Raw genomic sequence first — 13677 nt, forward strand, 5'->3', positions numbered from 1 at the left:
GCTAAAATGTTAAAACTTTAGCTCGTCTTTTTGTATTACACAACCGCAGGATTATAAATCATCGTAAAGTGCCCTTGTAATACTTCAATATGACAAGGTGTATGCAGTGAGCTTTCTCCATCTGTATCTACTTCTTTTTCTTCTTCTGTTTCAATATGAATGGATTTCGCTTTTACGTGGAAGATGTCATTTTCATTTGAGTCTTCAAATAGTTTCTTTCCGATATAATCTTTAAACGCTTGAATGCCTGTTGATTTGACGACGAAAATATCAAGTGTGCCGTCATCGCACTTTACGTTTGGGATAAAGGACGGGATACCGCCAAGATATTCACCGTTTCCAACCATAACAAGGACAGCTTCGTCTTCATATACTTGTCCGTCGTACGTGATTTTAACTGGGAATGTTTCAGCATTTTTAACAGTTCGAATAGTGCTTAAGTAGTAACCAATTTTACCAAGCTTTGCTTTCTCTTCTGCATCGATATTGTTTGATACTTCAGATACGAGTCCAATGCCCCAGAAGTTTAAGAAATGTTGTCCGTTTGCTTTTGCAACATCAATTGGTTTTACATGTTCCTGTGTGATAAGTTTTGCTGCTTCTGCAATGTTTTGCGGAACGCCGAGTGTGCGAGAGAAGTCATTGCAAGTTCCCCCTGGAATGATTGCAAGTGTAGGTCTCGTTTCAAGAGGCGCTAAGCCATTTGTGCATTCAAATACAGTGCCGTCACCACCAAAGACGATAATTAAATCTACTTTATTAGCAAACTCTTGGCAATATTTCGTTGCATCACCTTGCTTTTTCGTATGAAGGATATGTAAGTCAGGAAAAGTAGCCGCAAGAGGTGGTACGATTTTCGCCAAATTTGTATGTAAGTCGCCTTGTCCAGCTTTTGGATTTACGATGAGGAGTACTTTTTCAAATTTTGTCTTTGTCATATTTCATCTCTCCCTGTTTTTTGTAATGGAAAGAAAGGAGCTGTTCTCATGTATTTCAGAACAGCTTCTTCCTATTTAATAGGGTACTAAGATTGTCAGTTATTGTCGGTAAGTCGATATATTTAAAAAATCGCTGATATAATTTGAGTTACGGTCGATATATTTGAAAAATCGCCGATATAAATTTCATGTACTATCGATTTTTTAAGTTATACGATTATTCCGTTACAACTGAAGCGATAAATGGTAAGTTACGATATTTTTCTGCACAGTCGATACCGTAGCCAACGATAAATTCGTCTGGAATTTGGAAGCCAACATATTCAGCTTTTAAGTCTACTTTACGACGCTCAGGTTTATCGAGTAATGTACAGAATTTGAGTGCCTTCGGCTTATGCATAAAGAAGTGATCTTTTAAGAAGTGAAGTGTTAAACCAGAATCGATAATGTCTTCTACAACAATTACATTTTTTCCAGTAATGTTTACATCGATATCTTTTAATAGTTTTACTTTGCCAGTTGTTTCTGTTTGATTTCCGTAGCTAGATGCAGAAATAAAGTCGATTGTTACATCGTTTTTAATGTGACGAATTAAATCAGCAGCGAATACGAAAGATCCTTTTAATACAGCGATGACTACGATTTCTTCTCCTTCAAAATCACGTTCGATTTGAAGTGCTAGTTCTTTTACTTTTTCTTGTAATTGTTCTTCAGAAATTAAAGTGTCTTTTATTTCAATATTCATTGGAGTCCTCCTACAGTGTAAAACTTGCGAACATTTCGACTGTAAAGGATAGAAAGGAAAAAGTCAAAGAAGATATAAGTTTTTTACAAAAATACCCACAAAATAGTCAGATGATATGATATACTGATTATAATAAAGAAAACGCTTCCATAAAGGGTGATTATGATGAAAAAGAAAGATTATACAAGTGCAACATTTATAAAAGCATTACTTTTAACAATTGTTCTTGGCTTGTTAGCTTACATAATTGATGTACCAGCGATTCGGATTTCACTAATTGGAATGACTTTAGTATTAGGCGCAATTTCTCATGGTATGATGTCGCAGCTACAAAAAGCTGGACTTGATGATATGAAAGATCATATAGATAAGAAATAAGAGACCTTCACATATGCATAGTGAAGGTTTTTTTGTTTCTTACAAAAATGTAAGGTAGTTGTAAGGGAAATCGATAGTTGCATAGTAGTGTTTTGGATAAACTATGGGTGTAAGGTAAAAGGCAAGCATATTTTAGGTAAATTCAGTTTTAGGCACTCTATATGTGAAAAAGGAGTAGGAGGGCATGGAGAAACGTTGGACGACCTTTTCTTTTTTAGCAACTAGCAACACCGTAATGCTAGCTGGCGAAATGGATTTTTTGCACTTGTTTGATCGAGAAGACGATCATTCTTCTTCTAAATTTACAATGAAATGGAATAAATGGAGCGAAAGTTGTAGGTTGGAAGAAGAGGCCCCTAACGAAGAGCAAAAAATTATTTTGACAAACCCTATTAAAGCGTGGGTTGTTCAACGTCGTAAGTGTAACGTCAAAAATCACTTAAAGAAAACTGAGCCGAGACAATTAGTTATCGCTCCGGCCCGTTCTACTTCTAAATCACGCGAAAGTAACATGTAAATAATTGAGACACACACCCGAAAAAACATCGTATATATTGCGATGTTTTTTTATTTTTCTACAATGAAATCTTTAAATGAAATATATTTCATCTGCATCTTATATTTATATCTCTTGTTTATTCTAGTGATACATCCGATGCGAAGTGATGTAAAACGTATAGAAGGAGAGAAATGAAATGAAAAAGAAACTATTACCAATCTGTGCAATGGCACTTTTAACAGTAGGATATTCTTCAGTAGCAAGCGCGGATACTGGAACAGTAACGAAGGAAGAAGTGGTGCAACAGCAGCAAGATAAGGCTAAAAAGGAAGAAGAGAAAAAACAAGCAGCACAAGCACAAGAAAAAAGTGACATGGCTAAAAAAGAGGAAGCGATAAAGGCTGCACCAAAGAGTGAGGAAGAGAAAAAGAGAATCGCACAAGAACAGTTAAAAAATGATATAGCCAAAAAAGAAGCAGCGCAAGTACAACAAACAAATGCTGCAACGAAAAAAGAAGTAGCAAAGCCAGCTGTACAAGGTGAAAAATTACCAAATACAGCATCTAATCATGTAGCAATGATGGCACTAAGCGCATGTCTTGTAGGGATAGGGACATTATTTGGTTTGAATCGTCGTAATAAAGTTAAGGCGTAAATAAAATATTGTCCTATAAAGAATGGGATAATTTCATATATTAAAAATGGTAGGTTATTCCTACCATTTTTGGCATGGAGGGATAAAACATGAAGTTACTCAATTATATCGGTATCATATTGATGGCTATAGGACTATGTATGGGATCATATTATGCTATGGAATGGTATAGAGGAAAAAGCTCTGCCGGGCAACTAACGAAAGAAGAAATAAAGAGCCTTAACAACATACAACGTAATCAAATTTCACATGAAACTCCCGTAACTTCTCAAGTGCCTTCTTCTCAAACAGAACATAAAGAAGGGGAAAAGGTCGCACTATTAAATATACCGAAAATAAAGAAGAAGTTTTCTATATATTGGGGAGCAAGTGAGGCAACGTTGAAAAAAGGAGTAGGAATGTTTGTTAGTGATGTAACGACAACGCCATCTGGAGGGGGCCATACGGTACTAAGTGGGCACCGGGATACTGTATTTACAGATTTAGGAGAGTTAAAAGAAAAAGACACCCTTGTTTTAGAGTATGATAATAAAACGTACACATATGAAATTCAAAAGATATGGATTACCGATGCAGATGATCGTACTGTTATTATAAAAAAAGAAGAACCGATACTAACACTGACAACTTGTTACCCATTTAATTATATAGGGGATGCGCCAGATAGATATATTATCGAGGCGAAGTTAACTGCTAGTTATTCAAAGTGAAGTTATAGTTTCTGAAGGCGGGAGGGAGATATATAAGTTATGTCAAAAAATATTTTAATTGTGGAAGATGAAGATATATTACGTGAAATATTAAAAGATTATTTTTTAAGTGAGCAGTATATAGTGTTTGAAGCAAGAGACGGGAAAGAAGCTTTAGTTGTATTTGAGGAAGAAGAGGTTGATTTAGTTATTTTAGATATTATGTTGCCGGAACTCGATGGGTGGTCCGTTTGCCGAAGAATCCGTAAAACATCCGAGGTTCCTATCATTATGTTGACGGCACGTGTAGATGAAGATGATACGTTACTTGGATTTGAACTTGGGGCGGACGACTATGTAACGAAGCCATATAGCCCACCAATTTTATTAGCAAGAGCAAAAAGGTTGTTAGAGAGTAGAAAAGTGACAAAGCAACTTTTAGAGAATGAAGATGATACATTATCGATTCATGGTATCCATGTCCATTTTCCGTCGCGTACTGTTATGGTAGATAAAACAGATATTAATTTAACACATACAGAATTTGAAATATTAGCGTACTTTATGAAAAACCAAGGAATCGTTTTAACAAGAGAGCAACTCATTTCAAGAATTTGGGGATATGAATTTGCTGGTGATGACCGAACCGTTAATAGCCATATTCGTAATTTAAGAAATAAATTAGGAGAGAAAGCAAAGTACATTACAACTGTAGTACGAACAGGTTATAAATTTGAGGGGAATGTATGAGAAAAGGGATTGTACTAAAATTATTTATCCTCACAACAGCATTATGTATGTTAATTTTAGCGACGATATTTATTGGACAAACGATATTTTTTAAACAATATTATGCGAATAGAAAAGTGGAAGATATTAAATTGAATTTAAATTCCTTCGAAAAAAATTATTTGAACTATGCAGGAAGTGTAGAAGGAATGCAGAAGCTGGAGCAAGACTTTTTAAGAGAAAATAATACGTGGATTACGACATTAGATCAGAACGGGAATTTAAAACATGCAGATGATTTTTATTTTGAGGTAACGATAAATCGTTGGCAACAAAAGAGATTTGGACAACAAATATTCAAAATTCCCCTATACAATCTCGTCAATATAGAGGAGATTGATAATAAACCATCAAATCAGTTTTTAGGCCAAGAAATTTATTTTTCTGGAGTGAAAAAAGAAGATCGTTTTATTCCATTTTCTTTCTCTCTATCTAAGGAGAATTTAAATGGATTGAATAAACCGTTAGAAAAAGCATTTAAGGAGAAGATGAAAGCAGTTGGGGAACAAGTTGGTAAAGAAAAGAGGGCGGCCGTTCAGGAACCAGCTGCTCAAGAACTAGATGCTATCATAGGCGGACGTATTACGAAAGTACAATTCCCTGATGTAAAAGGACCCATAAATCCAATTTATAAAAACACTTTATTTTTGGATAGTATAAAAGAATTTCAAACAGATGTAGTATTAAAAGAGAGTAATCAAATCGAATATTCAACAAAGACAATGGACTATGAAAAAAATGATATAAAATATAAATTATTAATGAAACCAATAAAAGAAAAAGATGGATCGGTAACTTATATATATGCGATGGCTTCTTTACAGCCTGTAGATGAAGCTGTACAAATGGTGCAAGATTACTACATTTACATCATTGCATTTGTAGTTGTTCTTATTTTTCTAGCGTCATTCTATTATTCAAAACAAATTGCAAAGCCGCTATTAAAAATAAATGATACAACGAAGAAAATAGCACATTTAGATTTCACAGAACAAATACCGATTACTTCAAAAGATGAAATTGGTGATTTATCGAAAAATATTAATGTATTATCAAATAAACTCCATTCCCATATTGGACAGCTAGAACAAGATATTGAAAAGGAAAGAAAGTTAGAAAATACGCGGAAAGAATTCATTTCTGGTGTTTCGCATGAACTAAAAACACCGCTCAGTATTATGAAAAGCTGTATTTCTATTTTAAAAGATGGAGTAGCTGAGCATAAAAAAGAGTACTATTTTGGGGCGATGGAACGAGAAGTAGATAAAATGGATACGTTAATTTTGGATATGCTGGAGTTAGCTAAATTTGAGTCAGGCACATATAAAATGAAAAAGGATCCATTTTATATTGATACAGTAATGGATGATATATGTGAACACCTGTCTGTAGAAATAGAGAAAAAAGAACTTCATGTTCATAAAAATATAGGTCCATTTGAAGTAGTCGCAAATCAAGGCCGCATTGAACAAGTCATCGTGAACTTCATTACGAATGCAATACGTTATACACCAAATAAAGAAGATATTATTATTTCTACAATAGATGAAAAAGATCGTATAAAAGTATGCATTGAAAATAAAGGTACTCACATTGAAGAAGAGCAATTAGATAAAATTTGGGATCGTTTTTATCGCGTGGATGCAGCTCGTCAGCGTTCACAAGGTGGGACGGGGCTTGGACTTGCCATTTCAAAGAATATTTTAGAACTACATGATGCTGAATATGGGGCAGAAAATACAGAAGATGGTGTGTTATTTTACTTTTATTTACCGAAAAAGGTGTAGACAATATGATCTACGCTTTTTTTAATTATTTTCATATAATCTTTACCTAATCTTTATTTTTAAACGATATAATCTGGTTAGAAAATGAGGTTATGTAAGGAGTCGATGAACCGTGCATAGCAATTGGCTAAGTATAATGGTATTTATTTTCTTTTGTGCATTTATTGTATTTTTAATTGATATTACGATATGAAAAAAGAGCGCTCATTAAGCGCCCTTTTTGTTTGCATTTAGTTGATAAGCACTGATGCTCTTAAATAAGCGTGGTGAAGTAAGGAATAAAAAAATAAGTAAAACGGTACATAGAATATAGGAACCAATCATTGTACTACCATTTACGATTAATGAATATAGCACAGCTGATTGACCTTTCGGTGCATATTGTCCCCAGAAAATAATACCAGCAATAAAGTGGCAGAAATAGCGAGCAAAGCTACCGATAAATGTAGCAAGGATAATATAAGCAAGGACTTTCTTACCTTCGTTTTGTTTTGATGAAGGTTTGTCTTTACGGCTACCTAAACTGGATTGTTCTAAGTTATTTTCATTAGACGTTAAAAGTGCTTTTTGAATTGGACGATAGAATAAGCCAGCAAATCCGATAAAAGCAAAGGCAATGAAGTACTCAATGAATGCTTGAACAGGTGTTAAAATGTAAGCATCTCCCACGACAATTTGTAATAGTCCCCAAACTAAACCACCTAAGAAAGCCGATTTAAAGCCCCAGCGGTATGCAATAATAAAAATAGGAATCATAGCAAATGAAATAGAACCGCCTGTTGGAAGTTTGATTGATAATGGTAAAATGTCGATGACCAAGGCGAAGGCTGCAAGAATAGCAGATTCGATCATCGCTTGTAAATTGGTGTTACGCATGTTGTCTCCCCCTAAATCCAAGTTGTACAAAAAAGAATAGATATCATAGGAGGATACGAAATACGTAAATAAAAAGAGGTATGTATTTCGGACGTTTGCACAATCCCTGCGTTAGCATTAACTAACAGGTTCGAAGGGTCGGAACGAAGTGTTCCCTCTCAGCGGCATGGCTCCCCCTGTGATAACGAGATTCTTTATTTGCTACTGTTTATTGTAAGTGAAATGGATGGGAATGGCAAATGAATCTGTTATGACAATGATTGAAATAGAATTGTAGTGAAATGTTAATAAATATGAAGCAAAAGGGTATAGTACAAGAGAAATTGGGTGTGGTATAATTTTTTTGAAAATAATTATCATTCTCTTCTGAGGGGGAAGGTTATGAGCTTAGTAGATATTAAAATTGGCGAGAAAGTGTTAGTAAAAAGCGTTCAGTCGTTAGATCAATTATTAAAGAGAAGACTGGCTGCTTTTGGTCTTTCTGAAGGAAGCGAACTTCGTATGAAGCAGAAAGCGATGTTCAAAGGTCCTTGTACATTGGAGTGTCGTGGACAGTTAATTAGTATTCGTCATTGTGACGCGAAAATGATAAAGGTGGAATTAGCGTGAATAAGGTAGCTTTGCTAGGGAATCCGAATACAGGGAAAACATCATTATTTAATGCACTTACTGGTTCTTATGAATATGTAGGAAACTGGAGCGGTGTAACAGTAGAAAAGAAGGTTGGTAAATTAAAAGATAAGCAAGGAACATTAATTGATTTACCAGGTGTGTATGATTTAAATCCAGTTTCACGTGATGAAGGTGTTGTAACCAAATTTCTATTAACAGAAGAATTTCATCATATGTTAAATATTGTGGATTCTTCGCAGTTTGAACGAAATATGCATTTAACATTGCAATTACTTGAATTTGGTAAGCCCGTTTCAATTGGTTTAAATATGATTGATGTGGCGAAGCAAAGAGGAATTGTCATTGATGTAAAACGATTATCAGAACTATTAGGTGTAACAGTCGTTCCTGTCGTTGCAAGAAGTGGAAAAGGCTGTGAAGAATTACTTGCGACTCTTAAAGAAAATGACAAAAACGAGAAAAAGCCATTCATTATTTCATATGGTGTACGAATGGATGAAGGAATTGGAGAAGTAATTTCTCTTTTAGAGAAAGCGAATTATGAGCATCCAAGATGGTTAGCCCTTCAATTTCTAAGTAATAACGAAGTAGTAGAAAAAGAAATGAAAGCATTACCAATCTATAAGGAACTCATAGCCATTCGATCTCGCTTAGAAGAAAAACTTGATTGTACGTTGGAAGAGCATATTTACAAAACTCGTGAAGCGTATATTGAAAAGTTAAAAACAAATGTTATGAAGCATGAGAAAGAAGGAAAAATTCCTTTTTCAGAAAAAATTGATAGATTAATTACACATAAAATTTTAGGACTTCCAATCTTTTTAGCAGTTATGTTTTTTATTTTTCAGGTTACGTTTACGTGGATTGGGACACCTTTATCGGATATGTTAGATGAGTTTTTTGGTGGACAGCTTACGGATTGGGTGACAGCTGGGCTTACAAGTGTTGGAGCTTCTGATTTTATTCAAGCACTCGTTACAGAAGGTATTATTGCCGGTGTTGGTGCCGTATTAGTATTCGTTCCACAAATCTTTGCACTATTCTTTTTCATTTCATTATTAGAAGACTCAGGATATATGGCGCGAATTGCAGTTGTTATGGATCGAATTATGGAGTTCTTCGGTTTAAACGGAAAAGCGTTCATTCCGATGATTATCGGTTTTGGATGTAATGTTCCAGGTATTATGGCAGCGAGAACGATTGAACAAGAAAAAGAACGTTTACTTACAGTTCTTGTAACACCGTTTATGTCTTGTTCGGCACGTTTACCTGTATATGCATTATTTGCGGGAGTATTCTTCCCTCATAGTCAGGCAACTGTTGTGTTCTCCTTATATGTTGCAGGTATTGTCCTTGCGTTATTAGTTACAAAAATTATGTCTCTTACCATTTTAAAAGCGGAAAAATCTATTTTCGTTATTGAACTACCTCCTTACCGCGTGCCACAAGTGAAAACGTTATGGCTAAGTACGTGGGAGAAAGGGAAGGGATTTGTTCGTAAAGCAGGTACATTTATCTTTGGTGGTTCTGTTGTCATTTGGCTATTAAATTATGCAGGTCCATCAGGATTTGGTGTTGATATGGGAGACAGTTTCTTAGCAATGATTGGTGGATTTATCGCACCACTATTTGCACCACTGGGCTTTGGAACGTGGCAAGCTGCAGCATCCCTTTTAACAGGATTTTTAGCGAAGGAAGTGGTCGTTTCTACAATGGCCATTATTTATGCGGTGAAAGAAGATGTGCTTGGAAATGTAATGGGAGCACATTATACAGCATTATCAGCTTATGCATTTATGTTCTTTATTTTATTATATGTTCCGTGTTTAGCGACAGTAGCCGTTATTAAACGTGAAACAGGATCAGCGAAGTGGACGATTTTCTCTGTCGTGTATCCACTCGTTGTTGCTTATGTATTAACGTTCATTATATACCAAGTTGGATCCTTACTCGGATTCTAGAAGGAGATGTATTGTGATGATGGTCAATATTATAATTGGAGCTATCATTTTTGGTTATGCAGCATACACGTTAGTTCATTTTGTAAAGAGAAGTAAAAAAGGAAAATGCGCGGCATGTTCTTTAAATAAGTCATGTCAGTCGAATACTTGTAGTCCGGATATGGAGCAAATTGCTCATAAATAGAAGAAAGCTTTGCGAATGTCGCAAAGCTTTTTTTATTACTTTTTAATTTTTACAAGTTGAGAAGCTTCTACACCATTTTTTCCAGGGAATTCTTTACTTGGATCTTTATCGAATTTTAATACCCCAACAGATTTTTCATCACCTTTTACATTACTGTAAGTTGCGTCATCAACAATTGCATACATATCTGTGTATGCACGGCCACTTCCGATAATTGTGTTGCCTTCATATTTTAATTTTGCCCCATCAAGTGTAGCATTTTCTACTTTTTCTTTAGCAAATAATACACCTTGCTCTGCTGTTACAGCTGGTAATTTATCAAGTGGTTTCGTGTCGTCTTTTTCATCAACTTTGCTAAGTAACTCTTTTTTCACTAGTTCTTCACCAGTTTTCTTATCCATGACAAGAACTTTTTTGCCATCTAATGTTGTCATTTTCATTTTATAGAAGTCTTTTTCTTTCACTTCTTTTTTATTTTTATCCGTAATTTGCTGAACTTGTTCTTCTGATCCGTATAGTACAAAGCCGTTTGCTTTCTCTCCTAATAAAGAACAACCTGATAATGCTCCGAATGAAATTGCTGCTGCTAATCCGATTCCTACTAATTTTTTCATGATGATTTCTCCTTTTATATGTTTTATAGTCAATACAATTTTTGTATTAGTCTTGAAATGATGAGAAGCTTGTTTGTCGCTTCTGGTATTAGTGTATAAGAAATAGGGAGACGTAACTATCGAGTTAGCTTACAGTAACATTACAATAATGTAATTTAGTGAAAGTACATAAAAATGAGTCAATTTTGAAGAGAATTAATGAGAATATATTAGGAATACAATGTTTTGTAGGTAATGTCATATTATATTGGCTGTATTTTGGAAATAACATGTAAGGACATATTAGTTTTGTTATAATAAACACATAGGCTGTAAAAATGAATATTCTTTACTGTAAAGGGAGATTCTTAAGTTTTCCAAGTAGTGAATTTGAAATATGAGGTATATCATAGGAGGAATTTAGATGTCTGTATTTAAACGATTAAGAGATTTAACAATGTCGAATGTATATTCATTAATTGAAAAAGCGGAAGATCCAGTTAAGATGACGGATCAATATTTACGCGATATGCAAGCGGATGTACAAGAAGCTGAGAAAAGTGTAGCAGCTCAAATTGCGCTTGAGAAGAAATTCAAAATATTATTTGAAGAGCAAGAAGCACTTGTGAAAAAACGTGAAGAGCAAGCTCATATGGCTGTTCAAGCTAACAACTTAGATCTTGCGCGCCGTGCATTAGAAGAAAAACAAAATGCAGAGCAAAAGATGAATGAGTATAAAGCAAGCTATGAGCAAAATAAAGTTGCTGCTGATAATCTTCGCCTGAAGCTAGAAGAGATGCGTAAGCAATTAACTGAGCTGAAAAATAAACGTGAGACACTTGTAGCACGTGTAAATGCGGCGAAAGCACAAAAGAATATTAATCAGGCGATGTCTGGATTTGATTCAAACTCAGCGAAAGCTGGTTTAAGCCGTATGGAAGAGAAAGCTCTTCAATTAGAGGCTGAAGCAGAAGCAAGCGGTGAAGTGTACAAAAAAGAAAAATCATTAGATGATGAATTCGCAAGCTTAAACAAAAATTCTGCTGTTGACGATGAATTAGCTCGTATTATGAAGCAGTATGAGAAATAATATAGAATAGAGACAAATGAACCGACATGTCTAAATAAATTCATGTCGGTTTTCTATTACTTTTTAGAGGAGGTTTTGCAATGACATGGACAAATGTATTAGCCATGCTTGTATGGACTGGAGCGAGTGCAGTACTTTTATTTGCAATTATGTGGGTTGATTCGATTTTTACAAAATACAATGATTTAAAAGAAATAAAAAATGGGAATACAGCTGTAACAACTCGTTTCGTTATGAAATTATTCGCACAAGGGTACATTTTATCTCAATCGATAACGAAAGCAAATGACTTATGGCAAGCGCTACTTGCATCAGCAGTTTCTTTCGTTATTTTATTAGTGGTAGAAATGTTTATCGAATTTGTGTTAAAGAAAATGGCTGGTTTAGATTTAGAAGAAGGTACGAAAGAAGGCAGTGTTGCGCACGCGATGTTGGCCGGATCATTACATATTGTTGGTGCACTTATTTTAGGTGCTTGTTTATAAAGAGAGAAGGAGGGATAGCTCATGAGTTTATTTAAACGAATTAAAAATATAATGAAAAGCCCAGAACCGCCGAAACCAGAGAAAAGTTTGTTAACGTTAGCTCCTGGCGATATGGTTGAAGTTTCATTAGTCATGTATGAATTAATTGGGAAAACGAGTATGCATTCTCGTAAAGAAATTGTTTTAACGCTGCAAGACGGGAAAGATATTCGTTATTTAAAAATTGAAGAGCGTGAAAATACGTATTACAAATTATATACACCAATTGATGGTCGTTTAGATTCGATTGATGAAATTCCGACGACAATTGAAATGGATGATACAGAGTACCATATGGAAGAGCAATATAACGGACGTGTTGTTGTGATGGGGAAAACACCATTCTCAGCTTCAGAAGAACAGTATGTATGGGAATTCCAATCGGATAATCGAAAATTATTACGTATTGAATGGCAAAATGGTCGCACAATGATGTATGAGGGAGAAGCAATTATTCCTGCTGATGTACAAATTATAAGAGCAACGTAAGGGGGCGTAATCATGTCAAACCGATTGTTTACCATGATTAAATCGTTCGTGATCCCTATACTTGCTATCGTTACATTACTTGTTGTTGCTGGATATGCCTTATCAGGTTGTCAGGGCGGGCAGACAAAGTCGATTCAAGACCGTTATCCGCTAGAATCTGTCGCAAAAGAAGGTAAACAAGAATCTTACGTGTATAGGGCCGCCAATCGGTCAGTTCCTGAAGTCGCGAAGGAACTCATGAATGAAAGAGAACCGAAGCAAGCATCTAAAGAAGACGAAAATCAAATGTTCCTCGTTTATTCTGATAAGATTTATAATCTGCAAAAGGATAAAGAGAAGCCATCTGATACGTTAATTGAAATAAGTAATAAAGAGTTTGTTCGTCAAAATTACCAACCGTCCTTCCTGCAAGGATATATTATGGGTAGTATATTAAATGATATATTCGGTTCACGAAAATCATCGTACGGTGATTATCGCGGATATAATGACAGACAAAATCATAAACCAGTTATTCCAGAGAGACCGCCTACGAAAGAAGAAAAGAAAACCCCGCCTCCAATTACGAAGGAAGGGAAAGGGTCTATCATTAAGCGTGGCGATAATGTAGATTCGAAATCTTCTGTAGGAGATACAGGAAGTATTACGAAAAAAGGAAGTAGCACGCCTCCGCCTTCTACTGGAAGCAAAGGGAAAATAACGAAAACACCAGGTGGTTCGAGCGGATCAGATGTGAAGCCGAAATCATCTATTAAAACGCCGCCAAGGAATACATCTCCTCCGAAAACGAGGGTCGGTGGTTCAGGAAAGATTACGAAGAGAAGATAGTGTAGAGACCGAAAAGTGA

17 protein-coding genes and 1 riboswitch are annotated in these 13677 nt (G+C 35.2%); of the genes, 13 read left to right on the plus strand and 4 right to left on the minus strand.

From position 1 onward, the window contains the following. Nucleotides 1-35: 35 nt before the first annotated feature. Both MR083_RS13165 and hpt read right to left on the minus strand, forming a co-directional pair. Nucleotides 36-938 carry a diacylglycerol/lipid kinase family protein gene (locus MR083_RS13165; RefSeq protein WP_000167885.1) on the minus strand — a complete coding sequence of 301 codons (903 nt, stop codon included), beginning with the start codon at nucleotides 936-938 and terminating at the stop codon, nucleotides 36-38. A gap of 217 nt (nucleotides 939-1155) precedes the next feature. Then, nucleotides 1156-1683: a hypoxanthine phosphoribosyltransferase gene (gene hpt / locus MR083_RS13170; RefSeq protein ID WP_001019304.1), complete on the minus strand. Its 528-nt coding sequence runs from the start codon at nucleotides 1681-1683 to the stop codon at nucleotides 1156-1158. Between the two features lie 162 nt (nucleotides 1684-1845). On the opposite strand from hpt, the gene MR083_RS13175 reads away from it, so the two are divergent. The 6 genes from MR083_RS13175 to MR083_RS13200 all read left to right on the plus strand — a co-directional run bounded on the left by MR083_RS13175 (nucleotide 1846) and on the right by MR083_RS13200 (nucleotide 6480). Then, nucleotides 1846-2061, plus strand: a complete 216-nt coding sequence (locus MR083_RS13175; RefSeq protein WP_242269459.1) for a hypothetical protein — start codon at nucleotides 1846-1848, stop codon at nucleotides 2059-2061. Nucleotides 2062-2245: 184 nt separating this feature from the next. Beyond that, nucleotides 2246-2578, plus strand: a complete 333-nt coding sequence (locus MR083_RS13180; RefSeq protein WP_000415599.1) for a hypothetical protein — start codon at nucleotides 2246-2248, stop codon at nucleotides 2576-2578. Between the two features lie 178 nt (nucleotides 2579-2756). Next, nucleotides 2757-3215, plus strand: a complete 459-nt coding sequence (locus tag MR083_RS13185; RefSeq protein WP_000728027.1) for an LPXTG cell wall anchor domain-containing protein — start codon at nucleotides 2757-2759, stop codon at nucleotides 3213-3215. Nucleotides 3216-3304: 89 nt separating this feature from the next. After that, a complete protein-coding gene (locus MR083_RS13190) occupies nucleotides 3305-3925 on the plus strand; it encodes a class D sortase (protein ID WP_242269460.1) in 621 nt (206 codons plus the stop codon). A 39-nt stretch (nucleotides 3926-3964) separates the two neighbouring features. Further along, nucleotides 3965-4654: a response regulator transcription factor gene (locus MR083_RS13195; RefSeq protein ID WP_000041839.1), complete on the plus strand. Its 690-nt coding sequence runs from the start codon at nucleotides 3965-3967 to the stop codon at nucleotides 4652-4654. After that, complete coding sequence (locus MR083_RS13200) at nucleotides 4651-6480, plus strand: sensor histidine kinase (RefSeq protein ID WP_242269461.1); 1830 nt, start codon at nucleotides 4651-4653, stop codon at nucleotides 6478-6480. Before MR083_RS13195 ends, MR083_RS13200 begins: the two co-directional genes overlap by 4 nt. Before the next feature lie 207 nt (nucleotides 6481-6687). Here the strand turns inward: MR083_RS13200 and thiT are convergent, their stop codons facing one another. Next, a complete protein-coding gene (gene thiT, locus MR083_RS13205; RefSeq protein ID WP_001246574.1) occupies nucleotides 6688-7356 on the minus strand; it encodes an energy-coupled thiamine transporter ThiT in 669 nt (222 codons plus the stop codon). Nucleotides 7357-7441: 85 nt separating this feature from the next. Beyond that, a riboswitch (TPP riboswitch) is annotated at nucleotides 7442-7543 on the minus strand. Nucleotides 7544-7737: 194 nt separating this feature from the next. Here thiT and MR083_RS13210 point away from each other — a divergent pair. Genes MR083_RS13210 through MR083_RS13220 form a run of 3 tightly spaced genes read left to right on the plus strand, consistent with a single transcriptional unit; the run spans nucleotide 7738 to nucleotide 10134 of the window. Next, nucleotides 7738-7965 (plus strand): FeoA family protein, encoded by a 228-nt coding sequence (locus MR083_RS13210; RefSeq protein ID WP_000060519.1) that lies wholly within the window; start codon nucleotides 7738-7740, stop codon nucleotides 7963-7965. Then, nucleotides 7962-9950 carry a ferrous iron transport protein B gene (feoB, locus tag MR083_RS13215; protein WP_001044802.1) on the plus strand — a complete coding sequence of 663 codons (1989 nt, stop codon included), beginning with the start codon at nucleotides 7962-7964 and terminating at the stop codon, nucleotides 9948-9950. Before MR083_RS13210 ends, feoB begins: the two co-directional genes overlap by 4 nt. Nucleotides 9951-9966: 16 nt before the next feature. Beyond that, nucleotides 9967-10134 carry a FeoB-associated Cys-rich membrane protein gene (locus MR083_RS13220; RefSeq protein WP_000989581.1) on the plus strand — a complete coding sequence of 56 codons (168 nt, stop codon included), beginning with the start codon at nucleotides 9967-9969 and terminating at the stop codon, nucleotides 10132-10134. A gap of 35 nt (nucleotides 10135-10169) precedes the next feature. On the opposite strand, the gene MR083_RS13225 is transcribed toward MR083_RS13220, so the two are convergent. Continuing rightward, nucleotides 10170-10748 (minus strand): lipoprotein BA_5634 family protein, encoded by a 579-nt coding sequence (locus MR083_RS13225; RefSeq protein ID WP_000737465.1) that lies wholly within the window; start codon nucleotides 10746-10748, stop codon nucleotides 10170-10172. 403 nt (nucleotides 10749-11151) lie between these two features. Between MR083_RS13225 and MR083_RS13230 the strand changes: the two genes are divergently transcribed. The 4 genes from MR083_RS13230 to MR083_RS13245 all read left to right on the plus strand — a co-directional run bounded on the left by MR083_RS13230 (nucleotide 11152) and on the right by MR083_RS13245 (nucleotide 13658). Next, nucleotides 11152-11817 carry a PspA/IM30 family protein gene (locus tag MR083_RS13230; RefSeq protein WP_000110282.1) on the plus strand — a complete coding sequence of 222 codons (666 nt, stop codon included), beginning with the start codon at nucleotides 11152-11154 and terminating at the stop codon, nucleotides 11815-11817. Between the two features lie 80 nt (nucleotides 11818-11897). After that, nucleotides 11898-12302, plus strand: coding sequence for a DUF350 domain-containing protein (locus MR083_RS13235; protein ID WP_000220322.1), 405 nt, complete (start codon nucleotides 11898-11900; stop codon nucleotides 12300-12302). Between the two features lie 21 nt (nucleotides 12303-12323). Further along, nucleotides 12324-12830, plus strand: a complete 507-nt coding sequence (locus MR083_RS13240; RefSeq protein ID WP_242269462.1) for a DUF4178 domain-containing protein — start codon at nucleotides 12324-12326, stop codon at nucleotides 12828-12830. A gap of 12 nt (nucleotides 12831-12842) precedes the next feature. Then, nucleotides 12843-13658: a DUF4247 domain-containing protein gene (locus MR083_RS13245; protein WP_000071211.1), complete on the plus strand. Its 816-nt coding sequence runs from the start codon at nucleotides 12843-12845 to the stop codon at nucleotides 13656-13658. The last annotated feature ends 19 nt before the right edge of the window (nucleotides 13659-13677 follow it).

Origin of the sequence: Bacillus cereus group sp. BfR-BA-01408 (genome assembly GCF_022663305.1) — a bacterium.
Taxonomy (GTDB): domain Bacteria; phylum Bacillota; class Bacilli; order Bacillales; family Bacillaceae_G; genus Bacillus_A; species Bacillus_A pacificus.